16 protein-coding genes are annotated in these 17,968 nt (G+C 70.8%); 8 read left to right on the plus strand and 8 right to left on the minus strand.

Features of this window, described 5'->3' with window-relative positions; all coding sequences use genetic code 11:
* Positions 1 to 78 precede the first annotated feature (78 nt).
* From ectA to thpD, 4 genes are all read left to right on the plus strand, one after another.
* A complete protein-coding gene (gene ectA, locus J2Z30_RS00405; protein ID WP_044577309.1) occupies positions 79 to 642 on the plus strand; it encodes a diaminobutyrate acetyltransferase in 564 nt (187 codons plus the stop codon).
* Between the two features lie 76 nt (positions 643 to 718).
* A complete protein-coding gene (gene ectB, locus J2Z30_RS00410; protein WP_044577307.1) occupies positions 719 to 1,981 on the plus strand; it encodes a diaminobutyrate--2-oxoglutarate transaminase in 1,263 nt (420 codons plus the stop codon).
* Between the two features lie 40 nt (positions 1,982 to 2,021).
* Positions 2,022 to 2,426 (plus strand): ectoine synthase, encoded by a 405-nt coding sequence (locus J2Z30_RS00415; protein ID WP_020872270.1) that lies wholly within the window; start codon positions 2,022 to 2,024, stop codon positions 2,424 to 2,426.
* A 4-nt stretch (positions 2,427 to 2,430) separates the two neighbouring features.
* A complete protein-coding gene (gene thpD / locus J2Z30_RS00420; RefSeq protein ID WP_044577303.1) occupies positions 2,431 to 3,318 on the plus strand; it encodes an ectoine hydroxylase in 888 nt (295 codons plus the stop codon).
* A 103-nt stretch (positions 3,319 to 3,421) separates the two neighbouring features.
* Here the strand turns inward: thpD and J2Z30_RS00425 are convergent, their stop codons facing one another.
* Together J2Z30_RS00425 and J2Z30_RS00430 are read right to left on the minus strand one after the other, a co-directional pair.
* Positions 3,422 to 4,468: an aminotransferase class V-fold PLP-dependent enzyme gene (locus J2Z30_RS00425; protein ID WP_044577302.1), complete on the minus strand. Its 1,047-nt coding sequence runs from the start codon at positions 4,466 to 4,468 to the stop codon at positions 3,422 to 3,424.
* Positions 4,469 to 4,669: 201 nt separating this feature from the next.
* Positions 4,670 to 6,205, minus strand: a complete 1,536-nt coding sequence (locus J2Z30_RS00430) for an aldehyde dehydrogenase (NADP(+)) (RefSeq protein ID WP_308279595.1) — start codon at positions 6,203 to 6,205, stop codon at positions 4,670 to 4,672.
* A 135-nt stretch (positions 6,206 to 6,340) separates the two neighbouring features.
* On the opposite strand from J2Z30_RS00430, the gene J2Z30_RS00435 reads away from it, so the two are divergent.
* The 4 genes from J2Z30_RS00435 (at position 6,341) to J2Z30_RS00450 (ending at position 10,266) form a co-directional block, all read left to right on the plus strand.
* Positions 6,341 to 7,111: an IclR family transcriptional regulator gene (locus J2Z30_RS00435; RefSeq protein WP_020872266.1), complete on the plus strand. Its 771-nt coding sequence runs from the start codon at positions 6,341 to 6,343 to the stop codon at positions 7,109 to 7,111.
* Positions 7,112 to 7,272: 161 nt separating this feature from the next.
* Complete coding sequence (locus tag J2Z30_RS00440) at positions 7,273 to 8,538, plus strand: sensor histidine kinase (protein WP_078956965.1); 1,266 nt, start codon at positions 7,273 to 7,275, stop codon at positions 8,536 to 8,538.
* Complete coding sequence (locus J2Z30_RS00445; protein ID WP_308279596.1) at positions 8,535 to 9,215, plus strand: response regulator transcription factor; 681 nt, start codon at positions 8,535 to 8,537, stop codon at positions 9,213 to 9,215. The genes J2Z30_RS00440 and J2Z30_RS00445 overlap by 4 nt, the downstream gene beginning before the upstream one ends.
* Before the next feature lie 70 nt (positions 9,216 to 9,285).
* On the plus strand, positions 9,286 to 10,266 hold the full coding sequence (locus tag J2Z30_RS00450) for an aldo/keto reductase (RefSeq protein ID WP_044577291.1): 981 nt from the start codon (positions 9,286 to 9,288) through the stop codon (positions 10,264 to 10,266).
* Positions 10,267 to 10,373: 107 nt separating this feature from the next.
* Here the strand turns inward: J2Z30_RS00450 and J2Z30_RS00455 are convergent, their stop codons facing one another.
* The 6 genes from J2Z30_RS00455 to J2Z30_RS00480 form a co-directional block, all read right to left on the minus strand.
* Positions 10,374 to 11,819: an NCS2 family permease gene (locus J2Z30_RS00455; RefSeq protein ID WP_044577288.1), complete on the minus strand. Its 1,446-nt coding sequence runs from the start codon at positions 11,817 to 11,819 to the stop codon at positions 10,374 to 10,376.
* Between the two features lie 94 nt (positions 11,820 to 11,913).
* Complete coding sequence (locus tag J2Z30_RS00460; protein WP_044577286.1) at positions 11,914 to 13,134, minus strand: right-handed parallel beta-helix repeat-containing protein; 1,221 nt, start codon at positions 13,132 to 13,134, stop codon at positions 11,914 to 11,916.
* A 213-nt stretch (positions 13,135 to 13,347) separates the two neighbouring features.
* Positions 13,348 to 14,238: a polysaccharide deacetylase family protein gene (locus J2Z30_RS00465; RefSeq protein WP_044577283.1), complete on the minus strand. Its 891-nt coding sequence runs from the start codon at positions 14,236 to 14,238 to the stop codon at positions 13,348 to 13,350.
* Between the two features lie 129 nt (positions 14,239 to 14,367).
* The gene (locus J2Z30_RS00470; RefSeq protein ID WP_044582095.1) at positions 14,368 to 15,747 is read right to left on the minus strand and encodes an ABC transporter substrate-binding protein; all 1,380 of its coding nucleotides are present in this window, start codon (positions 15,745 to 15,747) and stop codon (positions 14,368 to 14,370) included.
* Between the two features lie 83 nt (positions 15,748 to 15,830).
* On the minus strand, positions 15,831 to 16,721 hold the full coding sequence (locus tag J2Z30_RS00475) for a DUF6807 domain-containing protein (RefSeq protein WP_078956964.1): 891 nt from the start codon (positions 16,719 to 16,721) through the stop codon (positions 15,831 to 15,833).
* Positions 16,718 to 17,938 (minus strand): Gfo/Idh/MocA family protein, encoded by a 1,221-nt coding sequence (locus J2Z30_RS00480; protein WP_044577282.1) that lies wholly within the window; start codon positions 17,936 to 17,938, stop codon positions 16,718 to 16,720. The genes J2Z30_RS00475 and J2Z30_RS00480 overlap by 4 nt, the downstream gene beginning before the upstream one ends.
* Between the last annotated feature and the right edge of the window lie 30 nt (positions 17,939 to 17,968).

Raw genomic sequence — 17,968 nt, forward strand, 5'->3', positions numbered from 1 at the left:
TGTTAACACATCGACCCCCTTCCACGTAACCCCCCACCGCGATGCATTTTCTGATTCTGCTGGGTAAATTGAATTTGCATGACCGCCGCACAAGCAGACCTAGTCCGTAGCGAATTGGATTTGCCGGAGGGCCTGTCTCTCGACACCCCACGCGTCGAGGACGGAGCCGCGATCTGGCGAATCGCTCGCGACTCCAAAACCCTGGACCTCAACTCCTCCTACAGCTACCTCCTGTGGTGCCGCGACTTCGCCGCCACATCCGTAGTGGCGCGCGACGCCGACGGCGGACCGGTCGGCTTCATCACCGGCTACGTCCGCCCCGAGCGCCCCGAGACCCTGGTCGTCTGGCAGGTCGCCGTCGACCACGCCTGGCGTGGCCGCGGACTGGCCGCCACCCAGCTGGACGGGCTGGTCAAGCGGGTCGCCGCGACGGGCGTCCGCGGCATCGAGACGACGATCACCCCGGACAACACCGCCTCGAAGCGGCTGTTCACCTCGTTCGCGGAACGGCACGACGCCCCGCTCGAGCGTGAGGTGCTCTTCCACGGCGGTCTGTTCCCCGACGGTGCGCACGAGCCCGAGGTGCTCTACCGCATCGGTCCGCTCGGCCCGCTCGGCCCGAGCACTGACCGGACCTCCTGACCCCGATCTCGATCGATCCCCCGATCCCCCACCCCCCCTCCTCACCCCCCTCACACCCCTCTCCCAGGAGAACGCTGTGACCATCACCCCGCCCGCCCTGAGCGTCTTCGAGGCCCTGGAGTCGGAGGTGCGCAGCTACTGCCGCGGTTGGCCTGCTGTCTTCGACCGCGCGCAGGGCAGCCACATGTACGACGAGGACGGCCACACCTACCTCGACTTCTTCGCCGGGGCCGGATCGCTCAACTACGGCCACAACAACCCGGTGCTGAAACGGGCGCTGATCGACTACATCGAGCGTGACGGCGTCACCCACGGCCTGGACATGTCCACCACGGCCAAGCGCGCGTTCCTCGAGTCGTTCCAGAACAACATCCTGCGGCCGCGCGACCTGCCCTACAAGGTCATGTTCCCGGGTCCGACCGGCACCAACGCCGTCGAGGCCGCGCTCAAACTGGCCCGTAAGGTCAAGGGCCGCGAGTCGATCGTCTCCTTCACCAACGCCTTCCACGGCATGTCGCTGGGCTCGCTGGCCGTGACCGGCAACGCCTTCAAGCGCGCCGGTGCGGGCATCCCGCTGGTCCACGGCACCCCGATGCCGTTCGACAACTACTTCGACGGCACGGTCGAGGACTTCCTGTGGTTCGAGCGGCTGCTGGAGGACCAGGGCTCCGGGCTCAACAAGCCCGCCGCCGTGATCGTCGAGACCGTGCAGGGCGAGGGCGGCATCAACGTGGCCCGGCCCGAGTGGCTGCGTGCCCTGGCCGAGCTGTGCGAGCGCCAGGACATGCTGCTGATCGTCGACGACATCCAGATGGGCTGCGGCCGTACCGGCGCCTTCTTCTCCTTCGAGGAGGCGGGCATCACCCCGGACATCGTGACCGTCTCCAAGTCCATCAGCGGCTACGGCATGCCGATGTCGCTCACCCTCCTCAAGCCCGAGCTGGACATCTGGGAGCCCGGCGAGCACAACGGCACGTTCCGCGGCAACAACCCCGCGTTCGTCACCGCCGCCGCCACCCTGGACACCTACTGGGCGGACGGCCAGATGGAGAAGCAGACCCTCGCCCGCGGCGAGCAGGTCGAGCAGGCCCTGCGCGCCATCTGCGAGGAGCAGTCCGGCACCCACTTCCGCGGCCGTGGCCTGGTGTGGGGCATCGAGTTCGAGGACAAGCCGCGCGCCTCGGCGGTCTGCAAGCGCGCCTTCGAACTCGGCCTGCTGGTCGAGACCTCCGGCCCCGAGAGCGAGGTCGTCAAGCTGCTGCCCGCGCTGACGATCTCCCCCGAAGACCTGGACGAGGGGCTGCGGACCCTCGCCCGCGCGGTCCGCGAGACCGCATAACCCTCCCGCACCGCAGAGAAGAGAAAGGCAAGATCTCACCGTGATCGTCCGATCCTTCAAGGACATCGAGGACACCGAGAGGCACATCAAGTCCAAGTCCGGCACCTGGGAGAGCAAGCGCATCGTGCTCGCCCGGGAGGGCGTCGGCTTCTCGCTCCACGAGACCATCCTCTACGCGGGCACCGAGACGTCGATGTGGTACGCCAACCACATCGAGGCGGTGCTGTGCGTCGAGGGTGAGGCCGAGCTCACCAATGACGAGACCGGTGAGAAGCACTGGATCACGCCCGGCACCATGTACTTGCTGAACGGGCATGAGAAGCACACAATGCGCCCCAAGACGGACTTCCGGTGTGTCTGTGTCTTCAACCCGCCGATCACCGGACGGGAGGACCATGATGAGAACGGCGTATACCCGCTGATCACCGAGACCGAGGAGGCATGATCCGATGACCACGGTCACTGACTTGTACCCGACCCGTGGTGCCGTGGAGGTGGCCACACCGCGCGTGGACCCGGTGGTGTGGTCCGAGCCCGGGGCTCCGGGGCCGCTGCAACCGTCCGAGCTGAGCGATTTCGATCGCGACGGCTTCCTGGCGATCGACCAGCTGATCACTCCGGATGAGGTCGCGGTGTACCGCGCCGAACTGGACCGGCTGGTCACCGACCCGGACGTGCGCGCCGACGAACGCTCGATCATCGAGCCGAAGTCCAGGGACGTACGGTCGGTGTTCGAGGTGCATCGGATCAGCGAGGTCTTCGCGAACCTGGTGCGTGACCCGCGAGTGGTGGGTCGCGCGCGGCAGATCCTGGGCTCGGACGTCTACGTCCACCAGAGCCGGATCAACGTCAAGCCGGGCTTCGGGGCCTCGGGCTTCTACTGGCACTCGGACTTCGAGACCTGGCACGCCGAGGACGGCCTGCCGAACATGCGGACCGTGTCGGTCTCGATCGCCCTGACCGAGAACTTCGACACCAACGGCGGCCTGATGATCATGCCGGGCTCGCACCACACCTTCCTCGGCTGTGAAGGCGCCACGCCGAAGGACAACTACAAGCGGTCGCTGCAGATGCAGGACGCCGGCATCCCGTCGGACGAGGCCCTCACCGGCTTCGCCGACAAGCACGGCATCAAGCTGTTCACCGGCCTGGCCGGGTCGGCGACGTGGTTCGACTGCAACTGCATGCACGGGTCCGGCGACAACATCACGCCGTATTCCCGCAGCAATGTGTTCATCGTGTTCAACAGCGTGGAGAACACGGCGGTCAAGCCGTTCGCCGCACCGGTCCCCCGGCCGGAGTTCATCGGCGCGAAGGACTTCACGCCCGTACGGTGACGACCGCCGTGCGATGACGTGACGTCCGTGATCTGAGGGAAGCCGGAGTATCCCGGCTTCCCTCAGATCTCTTGTGCCGCGGATCCCCCGTGCCGGGACCCGCTCAGCCGGACAGCCGCTCCAGCAGCCGGTCCACATCGGCCACGGTGTTGTACAGGTGGAAGGAGGCGCGGAGGTTGCCGGCCCGCGCCGAGACGTGCACCTCGGCCTCCGCCAGCCGCGACGCGGCGCCGCCCAGGCCCGGTACGGAGACGATGGCCGACCCGGGGGCGGCCACGGGCTGGTGACCGAGCGCGACGACCCCGTCCCGGAAGCGGTCGGCGAGCGCGCGGTCATGCGCGGCGATGGCCTCGGTGCCCAACTCCTCGATCAGCCCGAGCGAGTGCCGGGCCGCGACGTACGCGTACACGCTCGGGCTCTCGTCGAAGCGTCGTGCGGAGTGGGCGAGTTCCTCCACCGGGCCGTAGCAGCTGTCCCAGGGCTTCTCGCCCGCGACCCAGCCCGCGAAGACGGGGGTGAGTTCGCCGAGGTCCTCGGGCACGGTCAGGAACGCGGCCCCGCGCGGGCACAACAGCCACTTGTAGGCCACGCACACCGTGTAGTCGGCCTCGGCGGCGTTCACCGGGAACCAGCCCGCCGCCTGGCTGATGTCCACCAGCGTGCGGGCCCCGTGGGTCCGGGCGGCCTCCCGGATGGCGGCGAGGTCGGCGATCCGCCCGTCCGCCGACTGGACCGCGCTCACGGCCACCAGCGCCGTACCGGGCCGCACCGCCTCCGCGATCTCCTCCAGCGGCACGATGCGCAGCTTGAGGTCGCCGCGCACGGCGAAGGGGTTGACCAGGGAGCTGAAGTCGCCGTCGGCCACCAGGACTTCGGCCCCGGGCGGCAGCGAGGTCGCGATCATCCCCGCGTACCCGGCGACCGAGCTGCCGGCTGCGACGCGCCGGGCCGGTACGCCGACGAGCCGAGCGTAGGCGGCGCGGCTCGCCTCGACCGCCTCGAAGGACACGTCGACGATGGGCTGTCCGGCGGCCGAGCCGTCGAGGACCGCCTTCACTGCGGCTACGGAGCGTGCGGGGATCAGACCGCTGGACGCGGTGGTGAGATACGTCGTGTGTGGCGCGAATTCGGCGCCCGCCAGGCTCTCCATGTCCAACCACTATGGGACGGGCGCACCCCGGCGTCCATCGCGTTTCCGTGTCGGATGCCTTCAAGCGATCCTTATACATACCCGCTGACCAGCGGCGATTCTGATGGCTTGGGCAGCGCCCGGGTGAACGCCGACGCGAATCGGCCGCCGGACGCGCGGGTCAGATCCGCGGGTCCGGCGGCCGAGCCGCCATTCCGGGGGTCAGCCGCGCTGCTCCCGGACGCCGTTGATCCGCCGCGGCAGCTCCAGCGGGTTCTCGTCGCGCAGCTCCGGCGGCAGCAGGGCGGCCGGGGTGTCCTGGTACGCGACCGGCCGCAGCCAGCGCTCGACGGCGGTGCCGCCGACCGAGGTGGAGGTGGAGGTGGTGGCCGGGTAGGGGCCGCCGTGGTGCTGGGCCGGGGCGACCGCGACACCGGTCGGCCAGCCGTTGACCAGGACCCGGCCGGCCAGCGGGGTGAGCTCGGCGATCAGCTCACCGGCCCGGCCCTCGGCGCCCTCGCCCTCGGCGGCGGAGAGATGGACGGTGGCGGTGAGGTTGCCCGGGAGCCGCCCGAGCACCGCGCTGATCTCGTCGTCGCTCTCGTAGCGCGCCACGACGGTCACCGGGCCGAAGCACTCCTCCAGCAGCACATCGTGCGGGCCGCCCTCGGCGAGCCGCCGCGCCGGGACGGTCAGGAAGCCCGCGCTGACCGTGTGCTCACCGCCGGATCCGGGGGTGACCGGGGCCTCCACGTCCGCCAGCTCGACGCGCTCCTTGATCCCGGCGACGAAGTTGTCCCGCATCCGGTGGTCGAGCAGGACCCCGGCGTCGGTGTTGCTGACGGCGTCGGTGAGGGACTTCAGCAGGCCGTCGCCCGCCGGGCCGGCCGGGGCCAGCACAAAGCCGGGCTTGGTGCAGAACTGGCCGACGCCCAGCGTCATGGAGCCCGCGAGCCCCGCGCCGATCTGGTCGCCGCGCTCGCTTGCCGCGGCCTCGGTGACCACGACCGGGTTGAGGCTGCCCAGTTCGCCGTGGAAGGGGATCGGCACCGGCCGCGAGGCCGCCGCGTCGTGCAGGGCGCGGCCGCCGCGGACCGAGCCGGTGAAACCGGCGGCGGCGATCAGCGGATGCTTCACCAGCTCAAGACCCGCGTCGAAGCCGTGCACCACCGCGATCACATCGACGGGCACCCCGACCCGCTCGGCGGCGCGGCGCAGCGCGGAGGCGGCCACCTCGGAGGTGGCGGGGTGGTCGGGGTGGGCCTTGACGATCACCGGGCAGCCCGCGGCGAGGGCGCTCGCGGTGTCCCCGCCGGGCACGGAGAAGGCGAGCGGGAAGTTGCTGGCGGCGTAGACGGCGACGACGCCGAGCGGCAGCTTGTAGCGGCGCAGATCGGGCCAGGGCGGGGTCTGGGTGGCGTCGGCGTGGTCGACGCGGACGTCGAGGAAGGCGCCCTCGTCCACGATGGTCGCGAACGACCGCAGCTGGTAGGTGGTGCGGGCCAGTTCGCCGGTGAGCCGGGCGGGGCCGAGGGCGGTCTCCGCGTCGGCGGCCTCGACCAGCTGGTCACGGGCCTCGTCGAGCAGATCGGCGGCGGTGCGCAGCAGGGCGGCGCGCACCGCACGGTCGGCCAGGGAGCCGCGGGCGGCGTGGGCCGCGCGCACCACACGGTCGACCTCCTCCGCCGTGGCTTCGACCGCTACCTGCTCGCGCTGCTTTCCGGTTCGGGGGTCGACGCTCCACACTGGTGCTGACACCGCGGATTCCTCCTGCTGTGGTGTTACCGCTGCTTGCGTCACACACATCGACGGTGTTCGATATGCTGAACGCTGTCCCGGGTGATGAATTTCCCCTCGGGACTCTATGGCTGGTCGAACAGAGGGGTCAAGGCGATGTCAGCTGCCGAGACAGGCGGGGCCCAGGTCAAATCGGCAGTCCGCACGGTCGAACTGCTGGAGTTCTTCGCCGGGCGGCCCGGCATGCACAGCCTCGCCGCGGTCCAGGAGGCCGTGGGCTATCCCAAGTCGAGCCTCTACATGCTGCTGCGCACCCTGGTGGAGCTCGGCTGGGTGGAGACGGACGCCACCGGCACCCGCTACGGGATCGGGGTGCGCGCCCTCCTCGTCGGCACCTCCTACATCGACGGCGACGAGGTCGTGGCCGCCGCCCGCCCCACCCTGGACCGGCTCTCGGACGACACCACCGAGACCATCCACCTCGCCCGGCTCGACGGCACCAATGTCGTCTATCTCGCCACCCGGCAGTCGCAGCACTATCTGCGCCCCTTCACCCGCGTCGGCCGCCGGCTGCCCGCCCACTCCACCTCGCTGGGCAAGGCGCTGCTGGCCACGTACTCCGACGAGCAGGTGCGCAAGCTGCTGCCGGAGACGCTGAGCCAGCTCACCGAGCACACCATCACCGACCGCGAGAAGCTGATCGAGGAACTGCACCTCATCCGGGAGCAGGGGTACGCGGTGGACCGCGAGGAGAACACCCTGGGCCTGCGCTGCTTCGGCATCGCCATCCCGTACCGCACCCCCTCGCGCGACGCCATCAGCTGCTCGGTGCCGGTGGCCCGGCTCACCCCCACCCATGAGCAGATGATCAAGGACGCCCTGTTCGACGCCCGGGACCGGCTCACCCTCGCGACGCGCCGCCTCTGACCCATGGGAGGACGGCCCCTCCGCCGCACGGCGGAGGGGAATCGTCGGGCGGGGTGACGCGCGGCGTACGCCGCGCCGGAAGGCTGGTGGCCATGGCCCGGACCCGCCCCCGCACCCGCAAATCTGACCTACGCTGTGCGGATGACCGTCGGATTGCCCCGGTGACCGGGGCGTGGTGGCGGCGGGCGGTCCGAGCGGTGGTCGGCCGCCGGGTCCAGCTGCGCTGGGTCCATCTGGTGCTCGGCGGCGCCCTGCTGATGCCGTACTACCTGCTGACCACCGTGGTCTTCGCGATGCTGGCTCATGGCGCCGACCCCTTCACCTCCCTGCGCTGGCAGCTGGGCACCTTCGGCTCGGCCCTGCCGCTGGCCGCGCCGACCGCGCTCCTGCCGCTCGTACGCCCCTTGGAGGCCACCGCCGCGCGCTCGCTGTGCGGGCTGCCGGAGTCCGCGGAGCTCGCGGCCGGGCCCGCCGGTTCGTGGGACGCGCGCGCCCGCACCGCGCTCTGGTACGGGCTGCACCTGGCCATCGGCGGGCTGGTCAGCGGGGTCTTCCTGTCCCTGCTGCCCGCCTCGGCGCTGCTGGTCGCGCTGCCGTTCACCGACGATTCGTACGCCGACGGGCTGGGCTGGCCGGACGCGTTCGGCTCGACCCCCACCGCGCTCGCGCCCTTGGCCGGGGTGGCGCTGCTGGCCATGCTCATGGGGATCGCCGCGGCCGCCGGAGCGCTGCTGGCCCGCTGCGCCCCCGCGCTGCTCGGACCGGCCCCCGCCGAGCGGCTCGCCGCCGCCGAGCGGCGGGCTGCCCGGCTGGCCTCCCGCAACCAGCTCGCCCGTGAGCTGCACGACTCGGTCGGCCATGCGCTGAGCGCGGTGACCCTCCAGGCGAGCGCGGCCCGTAAGGTCCTCGACTCCGATCCGGACTTCGCCCGGGAGGCGCTGGCGGCCATCGAGGAGACCACCCGGGACGCGGTCGGTGAACTCGACAGCGTGCTGGGCCTGTTACGGGAAGGGGAGGCCGCCCCGGCCACCACCCCCTCCCCCACGCTGATGGACCTGGACGGGCTGCTCGCCCGCACCCGGGCCGCGGGCGTCGCCGTCGAGCTGACGGCCCCGGGCACGCTGGACCGGCTGCCGCCCGTGGTCTCCCGCGAGGCGTACCGCATCGTCCAGGAAGGGCTCAGCAACGCGCTGCGCCACGCGGGCCGGGTGCCGGTGCGGCTCCGGATCGCGGAGGACCGGAAGAAGGTGGAGATCACGATGGAGAACCCGGTGGACGGAACCCCCCGGGCACGGACCGCCGGCGGCGGCCGCGGGCTGCGCGGCATCACCGAGCGGGTCACCCTGCTGCGCGGCACCTGCGCCTGGGACACCGTGGACGGCGTCTGGCGGCTCACGGTCCGGCTCCCGGTGGAGGCGTCCCGGTGAGCACCCCGCCGTCCCCCTTGCGCATCGTGCTCGTCGACGACGAGCGGATGGTGCGCACCGCGCTGCGCGCGATCCTCTCCAGCGAGCCGGACCTGGAGGTCGTGGGCGAGGCCGGAAGCGGCGCCGAGGCCGTGCCGGTGGTCCGTGAACTGCGCCCGGACGTGGTGCTGATGGACGTCCGGATGCCCGATGTGGACGGCATCCGCGCCACCGAGCGGATCCTGGGCACCGTGCCGGACCCGCCGCGCGTCATCGTGGTCACGACGTTCGAGAACGACAGCTATGTGTACGACGCGCTGCGCGCCGGGGCCAGCGGCTTCCTGCTCAAGCGGGCCCGCGCGGCGGAGCTGGTGCAGGCGGTGCGGGTGGTGGCGCGCAGCGATTCGCTGCTGTTCCCGGCCGCCGTGCGGGCGCTGGCCGCCGAGCACGCCGCCGCCCGCGGCCCGGACCGCGAGGCGACGGCGCGGGCGCTGCACGAGCGGCTCTCCGAGCGGGAGGCCGCGGTGCTGCGGCTGATGACCGACGGGCTGTCCAACTCCGAGATCGCGGCCCGGATGGCGGTGGGCCCGGCCACCGTCAAGACGCATGTGGGGTCGGTGCTCACCAAGCTGGGGGTGCGGGACCGCACCCAGGCGGTGATCGCCGCGTACGAAAGCGGTTTCGTCACACCGGGCTGACATCCGGCGGCCGGGGTGGTCTGCTGTGACGGGTCGGCCGCACGGGCGGACGAGCAGGAGGAGCAGACGCATGGAGTACGTACGGCTGGGCGCGTCGGGCGTCAAGGTGTCGCGGATCTGCCTGGGCATGATGAGCTACGGCAACCCCGAGCACCGGCCCTGGCAGCTGGACGTCGACGACGCGCGGCCGATCGTGCGGCGCGCGGCCGAGGAGGGGGTGACCTTCTTCGACACCGCCGACATGTACTCGGTGGGCCGCAGCGAGGAGATCACCGGCGTGCTGCTGCGGGAGCTCTTCCCCAGCCGCGACGACTACGTCCTGGCCACGAAGGTCTACAACCCGATGGGCGAGGGCCCCAACGACCGCGGGCTTTCCCGCAAGCACATCATGGCGGGCATCGACGCCTCGCTGCGGCGGCTGGGCACCGACCATGTGGATCTCTACCAGATCCACCGCTTCGACCACGAGACGCCGCTGGAGGAGACGATGGAGGCGCTGCACGATGTGGTGCGGGCCGGAAAGGCCCGGTACATCGGCGCGTCCTCCATGTACGCCTGGCAGTTCGCCAAGGCCCAGCACATCGCCGAGGCGCACGGCTGGACCCGGTTCGTCTCGATGCAGAACCACTACAACCTGCTCTACCGCGAGGAGGAGCGGGAGATGAACCCGCTCTGCCTGGACCAGGGCGTGGGCGTCATCCCCTGGAGCCCGCTGGCGCGCGGGCTGCTGGCGGGCACCCGCGACCGGGACCGCACCGGGACGACGGTCCGGGCGGGCAGCGATCAGATGGTGGAGCGGTGGTACGCGGACGCGGACTTCTCCATCGTGGACGCCACCCGCGCGATCGCCGAGGAGCGCGGGGTGTCCCCGGCCCAGGTCGCGCTGGCATGGCTGCTCAGCAGGCCCGCGGTCACCGCGCCGATCGTCGGCGCCACGAAGACCCGCCACCTCGAGGACGCGGTCGCGGCGGTCGGGCTGACGCTCGACGAGAAGGAGGTGGCCCGCCTGGAGGCCCCCTACCGCCCGCGCCCCATCATGGGCCACAGCTGACGGGGCGGGGCGGCCCCCCGGGGGCGGCTTCCGGGGACGGCTTCCGGGAACGGCTTCCGGAGCGCCTGCCGGGGGCGGCTTCCGGGGCGCAGGCGAGGCGTCGCGGCTCAGGTGAGCAGCTGCTCGAGGGGGTCGATCGCGAAGTAGACCACGAACAGCGCGGCCGTCCCCCACAGCAGCCAGTGCACCTCTCGCGCCTTGCCCAGCACCGTCTTGATCACCACATAGGAGATGAACCCGGCGCCGATCCCATTGGAGATGGAGTAGCTGAACGGCATCAGCGCGATGGTGAGGAACGCCGGGACGGCGATGTCGACGCGCTCCCAGTCGATGGACCGCACCTGGCTCATCAGCAGGAAGCCGACCGCGATCAGCGCCGGGGCGGCGGCCTGGGCGGGCACCACGGTGGCCAGCGGAGTCAGGAAGAGCGCGAGCCCGAACAGCGCTCCGGTGACCACGCTGGCGAAGCCGGTGCGCGCGCCCTCGCCGACCCCGGCCGCGGACTCGATGTAGCTGGTGTTGGACGAGGCGGACGCGGCGCCGCCGAGGGCGGCCGCCGCACCGTCGATGAGCAGCACCCGCCCCAGTCCCGGCACCCTGCCCTCGGCGTCCAGCAGCCCGGCCTCGTTGCTCACCCCGACGACCGTGCCCATGGTGTCGAAGAAGTCGGACAGGATGAGGGTGAAGATCAGCAGGACGATGGTCACCACACCGACCTGCTGGAACGCCCCGAAGAGGCTGAACGAGCCGAGCAGCCCGAAGTCCGGGGTGTCGACGACGCTGTCGGGGAGGGTGGGCGCGGTCAGCCCCCATGCCTCCGGCCGGATGTCGGCGATCTCGTTGATGACGATCGCGAGCACGGTCGAGACGACGATGCTGATCAGAAGGGCGCCCTTGGCCTTGCGCGCCATCAGCGCGACGGTCAGCAGCACCCCCACGCAGAAGACCAGCACCGGCCAGCCGCTGAGCCGCCCGTCCGAGCCGAGCTGCACGGGCGTGGAGCCGGTGGGGCCCGGGATGCGGGAGACGAACCCGGCGTCGATGAAGCCGATGAAGGCGATGAACAGCCCGATCCCCACGCTGATGGCCTGCTTCAGCGGCTGCGGGATGGCGTGCATCACCGCCTCGCGCAACCCGGTCACCACCAGCGCGCAGATGATCAGGCCCTCCAGGACCACCAGACCCATGGCGTCCGCCCAGCTCATCTGGGGGGCGATCTGAAAGGCGACGACCGCGTTGAGCCCGAGGCCCGCGGCGAGGGCGAGCGGAAGATTGCCGCCGATGCCCATGAGGACGGTCATCACGGCGGCCACCAGAGCGGTCGCGGTGGCGAGTTGGGTGCCGGAGAGCTGCTCGCCGAACTTGTCCTTCGCCCCGCCCAGGATGATCGGGTTCAGGACGAGGATGTACGCCATCGTGAAGAAGGTGGCGAACCCGCCCCGGACCTCCCGGCCGAGGGTGGAGCCCCGCTCGGATATCCGGAAGTAGCGGTCGAGCAGGGGGAGTCCGGGCAGTGGTGGGACCGGGGCCTTGTCCGTGATCTGTCTCGCCATGGTCGCGCTCCTCGGGGGACGGCGGGCGGGTCGGCGGCGTGCCGGATCATGGGATTGTGCCCGCCAGGAGCGCGATTCAGGTTTTCCCGGGGTTTCAGTTCATCGGCGAACCGATCTCGGTACGGTCCATGACCACGAGGAAGCCGGTGAGCGGCAGCGAGCCGTTCGGCCGCCGGGGTCCGAAGGCCGTGGTGGGGTCGGTGGTGACCAGCGGCGGGGTGGCCCGGCGGCCCGGCGCCCAGTTGTTGTCCCGCGAGTCGGCGAGGAGGCCGGTGTCGGCGCTGCCGCGGCCGTTGGAGAGCGCGAGGTTGCGGGTCAGCTGGGCGCGGGAGCCGGCGACGGCGTAGCCCTTGCTCCAGTTGTCGAAGGAGGTGGTGCGCTGGAGCCGGAGGGCCCCGGTGTTGCCGCCCGCGTCGAAGCCGCTCTTGGTGTTGGCCCAGGCGGCGGAGGACCGTACGAGATGGGCGGGCGAGGGGGCGTCACTGCGGTCGGCGCCGAGCTGGAAGCCGCTGCCGTCACCCTTGAAGTAGGGGATGTGCCAGCGGTTCCGGCCGTTTCCGAAGGCCCAGGAGTGCTCGATGGTGACGGGGCTCGCCCACATCCACAGGTCGAGTCCGTCGTCGCTGTTGTGGAACAGCCGGGATCCGGTGACCACATTGCCCGAGCCGGAGCCGTGGGTGATGGCTATGCCGTCGGCCCGCTGGCCGCCGGTGGCGTCGTCGTGGTTGGCGTAGGAGTCGAGGTTCCGGATGACGTTGCCGTTGGTGTCGTCGCCGCGGAGGGTGAGTCCGGTGTCGCCGTTGCCGTGGGTGCTGAGGTCCTGGAAGACGTTGCGCGCGCAGGAGGTGCAGACCAGGCCGCCGCCCGGGGCGTTGCGCAGTTCCATCCCCGAGACCGTCCAGTAGTCGGCGGTGAGGGAGACCAGGGAGGAACCGTGGCCCAGCCGGGAGCCGTCGAGCCGGACCTTCTCCGCTCGGTACGACCGCAGTTGGACGCGCTCGCGGGGGGTGCCGCTGATGGAGCTGCGCAGGGTCCTGGAGGGGTAGTACGTGCCGCCGCGGACCTCGATGGTGGTGCCCGCCTTGGCGGTGGAGAACGCCTTCTCCAGGCTTCGGTAGGGGGACTTGAGGGTGCCGGTGTTGCCGTCGCTGCCGCTGGTGGCCACATAGAGGGTGGTGGGCACGGCGCTCGCGCCCTCCGGCGAAGCCGTCAGATACACCCCGGCCACGGCCGACGCCACGATCACGGCGCTGCCCAACGGCAGCGTGCGATCCTTGCGACGGCGGTGACGGCCCCGTTTGCGTCTCAGCCTCATGGCAACTCCTGTTCCGCGTCGAGAGAACGGGCCGGAGGATCCAGGCCGGCCCGCTCCATGTCGTAGTTGCCGCCACTCCAGATTAGGTTGCCGGACTCCCGAGGATTCTTAGATTACGAAATCCCGATCGCATCGCGATAGCTTGCGACAACACTTGATCATTTTGTGGCCGAGGATGTTCGAACGCGACGGAGATCGTGTCGGTCTGTTGCCTCATGGGCGATAGACCTTGCCCGCTTCCGGGACGGCCGGGGCCATCAGCTGGGAGACCGTCACCACCGTGTAGCCCTCCTTCTTCAGCTTCGCCAGTATCCCCGGCACGGCCGGCACCGTGCCCTTGTAGATGTCGTGCAGCAGGATGATCCCGTCGCGCTTCGTCTGGTCCAGCACCCGCTTCTCGATCAGCGCGGAGTCGTTCGTCTGGTAGTCCTTCGCCGTCACGCTCCACAGCACCTGCGCCACGCCCAGCTCACGGCAGATCTTGGAGACCCGCTCGTCGGTACGCCCCTGCGGCGGGCGCATCAGCAGCGGCGTACGGCCGGTGAGCTTCTTGACGGCGGTCTGGACGCGGGTGATCTCCGTGCGGACCTCGTCGGAGTCGGTCTTGGTCAGGATCTTGTGCGACCAGGTGTGATTGGCCAGTTCATGCCCCTCGTCGGCAATACGGCGCACCAGGTCCGGGTGGCGGTCGATGTGCTTCCTGCCGAGCATGAAGAAGGTCGCGTGGGCCTTCTCCTGCTTGAGGATCTTCAGCAGCCGGGGCGTGTTGCCGCTGGGGCCCGCGTCGAAGGTGAGGGCGACGCACTTGGCGACGGCGCAGTCGACTGAGCCGTCCGCCCCGTTCTTGCCGTTCGTCCCGTTCTTGTCGTCCGTCCCGTTCTTGTCGTCCGTCCCGTTCTTGTCGTCCGCCCCGTCACCCTTCTTCAGCACGTCCGGCTTGGAGGCGGCCGGTGTCGAGTGGTCGGCGTCCGACACCGCGTGCTCCCGGGCGCTGCGCGGCGATGTGGTGTCGTACGACGCACCGCAGCCGCTGAGGCCCAGCGTCAGGCAGACGGCGCCGACGAGACTGACGGACAGCCCGGATATTCGACCTTTTCGCCCCATTGATGTCCCCGAAGTCCTCTTGTGGTCAATAGTGGTCGCCATGCCGCCAACGTCCGCCCAAATACGTAAAGTTGGCAGCACAAACTGCGAGCACTATACACCGCAGGTATACACGGAGTTCATAGAGGGCTAGCTCTGGTGCTCCTTCCAGTCCGCCTGTGCCGCGTTGAGTTCCTTCGCGACCTTGTCGCAGAACGCCTTGGCGGTCATCTTGCCGAGCAGCACCTTCTGGAAGCTGGGCTCGTTGTCGGCCTTGCTGATGTTGTTCCAGTCCGGGAGGTAGTACGGCAGCTGGACGACCTTGGTCCGCGGATCGTTGAGCGACTCCAGCGCGGCCTTGGTCGGCGGGGCCTTCGCGATCCAGCCGTCGTCCGCGGCGCCGACGTTGGCGGGGATGGCGCCGACGTCCTCGTTCCAGAGGCTGTTCATCTCCGGGGAGGCCGCGAACGCGATGAACTTCCAGGCCGCCGCCTTGTTCTTGCTCGCCTTGAACAGCCCGAGGCCGTCCACCGGGTTGGAGACGATGGTGCGCGCCGCGCCCTGCCGGGACGGCGGCAGCGGTATGCCCGCGATCTTGTCCTTGCCGAGCAGCCGTACGTGGTCCACATAGCTGCCGAGGTTGTGCTGGAGCATCCCGATGTCGCCCTGGTCGAACTGGGCGACCATCTTGGCGAAGTCGTTGTTGAGGTCCGCGGCGGGGGTGACCTTCTTGAAGAGGGCGATGTACTTCTCGAGCGCCGCGACGTTCTTCGGGTCGTTGAGGGTGGTCTTGTCCCCGCCCTCGCCGCCCTCGCCGCCCTCGCCGTCCCCGGCATCCCCGCCGTTCCAGAAGGACGGGATGCCGGACTGGGCGTACATCATGTCCAGCGCCTGGGCGATCGAGCCCGCGCCGCCGCGCAGGGTGAAGCCGAACTTGTTCCGGCCTTTGTCGGTCAGCTCCTCGGCGGCCTTGTAGAAGTTGTCCCAGCTGTCGGGCGCGGGCAGCTTCGCCGCCTTGAAGAGGTCGGTGCGGTACCAGAGGGTGCCCTGGTTGGCGGAGGTCGGGACGGAGTACAGCTCCTTGTCGTCACCTCCGGCCGCGCGGACGCTCTCGACCATGTTCTTGATCAGCTTGCCCTTGAGGGCGCTGTCGCCGATGCGGTCGGTCACGGGGTCGAGGGCGCCCTGGGCCACCAGATTGGCCAGATACGCGGTGCCCACGCCGCCGACGTCGGGCGGGCTGTCGCCGCCGCTCTGAATGGCGGTGTCGTACTTCGACTGCACGTTGGCGATCGGGATCGGGACGTACTCGACCGTGATGTCGGGGTACTTGTCCTCGAACTTGGCGATGATCTGCTTCCAGATCTTGGTGCGGGGGCCGCCGTTGTTGTCCCAGAACGTGATGGTGCCCTTGCCGGAGCCCTCCTCGCCGGAGGTCGAGCCGTCGTCTCCGCACGCTGTGGCTGTCAGGGCGAGCAATGCCACCAGGGCGGCTGCGGTTCGGGGCGCTCTGCGGCGCGTTGGTTTCATGGGGTTCGTCTCCTTGTTGGCTTGGTTGCGGGTGGTGGTCGCTGGGGTCGCGCCGTTGTGGCTGGGGGCGGTGGCCACCGTTCTCATACGGCCGCTCCCCTGTCGGAGAGTTGGGCTGCTAGGCGGGCTGCGGTGTGGAGACTCAGGCGGGTGTCGGCTATCGCTGTGACGATGCGGCGGGTCACCGTGTCGGCGGGGGCTATGGGCAGGGGGTGCTGCCAGGTGAGGGCCGAGCCGACGCCCGGGTGGTCGCCGGTGCGGACCCACCAGGGGTCGGCCCGGGTGTCGCCGGTCGCGCCGACGAAGACCAGCGTCCAGTCGTCGGTGGTCAGCGCCAGCCAGTCCGCGGGCCGTCCGTGCACCGCCGCCTCGCCCTCGCCATCGGCGCTGAAGACGTGCGCGGGCTCGGGGCGCCGGGGGACGCGCCAGAAGAAGCCGCCCGCGCGGCCCGCCCCGCCGAGGGCGATCTCCTCGCCCGTCACATTGGTGAGGGCCGAGGTGAAGTCCAGCGCCCAGCACTCCGTTCCGAGGGACCGTACGGCCACCGTGCGCCGTTCCAGCAGCAGTTGCCGCCCACCTGCCGTCCACGACAGCTCTTCCACGAACCCGTCGGGGTCGCGCAGCAGCCAGCTGAGATGGCGCTGGCCGCCGTGGTGATCCCGTCGGCCGGGACCGCCCCGGAAGTTCCATCCGGCCACCTCCGGGATCGCCATGGACGCCCCCAGGCGAGCCGGATCCTCGGCGGGCCGCAGCCCGGTGACGGTGACACCGCCGAGGGTCCGCACGGGGTGCAGATAGGGGCGCGGCGCGACCGTGCCGGGCAGTTCGGGGCGGTGCACATACGTCCCGACGACCCGGTGCTCATGGCGCAGCAGGGTGCACGGGGGACGGCGGGTGCGGGAGGGAGTGAGCGGGTTGGACGGGGTCAGGGGGCTGGAGGGGGTCGGGGGGCTGGAGGGGGTCGGGGGTGTCATGGGTGCGGGACCTCCGTGGGGGGAGCGGCCCAGGGGGCGCGCATTTCGGAGTACAGGGCGAGGCGCTCGGCGCCGGCGGTGACCAGTCGGTCGATGCCGGTCACCACGCGCCGCTCGGCCGCTCGCGCGGTGACGCCCGCACCGGGCTCGGTGCGCCAGGCGTCGGCGGGCAGCGGGACCGGTGCGGGGGCGGTGCGGACCGCCTCGACGACGCGCATGAACGCGCCGGTGCGGTCCGGGGGAACGAGCAGTTCGGTGCCGTCGCGCAGATGCGCGACGAGGTTGTCCAGCAGATCGGTGCGCGCGTGGCCGGTGGTCTCGGGCGGCGCTCCGTCGCGTTCGATACGGACCCGGTCGAGCTTGTACCAGAAGGTGATCCGGCCCCGGTCGCCGTGGACGGACACATACGGCTCGCCGGGTTCCTCCGCGCACAGGGTGACGGCGGCGGCCACGGTGGTGCCGCGGGTGGTGCGGATCCGTACGCAGGAGGTGTCGTCGGCCTCGATGGCGTTGGCCCGGTACAGCTCCAGCTCGATACCGGCCACGTCCTCGGCCCGGTCGGCGCCGGCGAGGTGCAGGGCGGTGGCGGTGGCGTGGGCGAGGGGGTTGGTGAGGACGCCGTCCACGACGTCACGGCCGTCGAGGGTGCGGTGTCCGGCCCAGCGGACGCGGGTGTAGTAGTCCTCGTCGCGGGCCCATGCCCCGGCCGCGCCGATGCCGCGGATCGCCCCTATACGGCCATCGGCGACGAGCTTCCGGATGGCGGGCAGGGCATGGGAACCGAGCGACTGGAAGCCGATCTGGCAGGCGGTTCCGTATCCGCGTAGTCCTTCGCTCAACCGGGTGAATTCGGCGTACGAGGGTGTGGGCGGCTTCTCCAGCAGAAGGTGCGCACCGCGTTCGGCGGCGGCGAGGGCGAGGTCGGCGTGAGTGTGGATCGGGGTGCAGATGACGGCGATCCGGGCGCCGGTCCGGGTCACGAGCGCGGCGAGGTCGGCGGACTGCTCGGGCTCGCCGAGCCCGTCGCCCAGCTCCTCCCGGGTGAGCGGCGCGAGTTCGCACACCCCGGCGAGGCGGACCTTTCCCTCGGCGGTCAGCCGCCGGATGTTGTCCAGGTGCCGGCGCCCGTGCCCGCGGGCGCCCGCGAGGACGAGAGGTATCGGTTCCTTCGGCTCCGTCGGTTCCTGCGGCTCCTTCGGTTCCGGGGCCGTGCCCATGCTCGGACCTCCTTGTCCGGCTCGTTCGCG

The organism is Streptomyces iranensis (assembly GCF_017874715.1).
Lineage (GTDB): Bacteria > Actinomycetota > Actinomycetes > Streptomycetales > Streptomycetaceae > Streptomyces > Streptomyces iranensis.

Coding starts and splice junctions, on each gene's coding strand:
- ectA (WP_044577309.1), top strand. CDS start 79: ATGACCGCCGCACAAGCAGACCTAGTCCGTAGCGAATTGGATTTGCCG.
- thpD (WP_044577303.1), top strand. CDS start 2,431: ATGACCACGGTCACTGACTTGTACCCGACCCGTGGTGCCGTGGAGGTG.
- J2Z30_RS00425 (WP_044577302.1), bottom strand. CDS start 4,468: ATGGAGAGCCTGGCGGGCGCCGAATTCGCGCCACACACGACGTATCTC.
- J2Z30_RS00435 (WP_020872266.1), top strand. CDS start 6,341: ATGTCAGCTGCCGAGACAGGCGGGGCCCAGGTCAAATCGGCAGTCCGC.
- J2Z30_RS00450 (WP_044577291.1), top strand. CDS start 9,286: ATGGAGTACGTACGGCTGGGCGCGTCGGGCGTCAAGGTGTCGCGGATC.
- J2Z30_RS00455 (WP_044577288.1), bottom strand. CDS start 11,819: ATGGCGAGACAGATCACGGACAAGGCCCCGGTCCCACCACTGCCCGGA.
- J2Z30_RS00460 (WP_044577286.1), bottom strand. CDS start 13,134: ATGAGGCTGAGACGCAAACGGGGCCGTCACCGCCGTCGCAAGGATCGC.
- J2Z30_RS00465 (WP_044577283.1), bottom strand. CDS start 14,238: ATGGGGCGAAAAGGTCGAATATCCGGGCTGTCCGTCAGTCTCGTCGGC.
- J2Z30_RS00470 (WP_044582095.1), bottom strand. CDS start 15,747: ATGAAACCAACGCGCCGCAGAGCGCCCCGAACCGCAGCCGCCCTGGTG.
- J2Z30_RS00475 (WP_078956964.1), bottom strand. CDS start 16,721: ATGACACCCCCGACCCCCTCCAGCCCCCCGACCCCCTCCAGCCCCCTG.
- J2Z30_RS00480 (WP_044577282.1), bottom strand. CDS start 17,938: ATGGGCACGGCCCCGGAACCGAAGGAGCCGCAGGAACCGACGGAGCCG.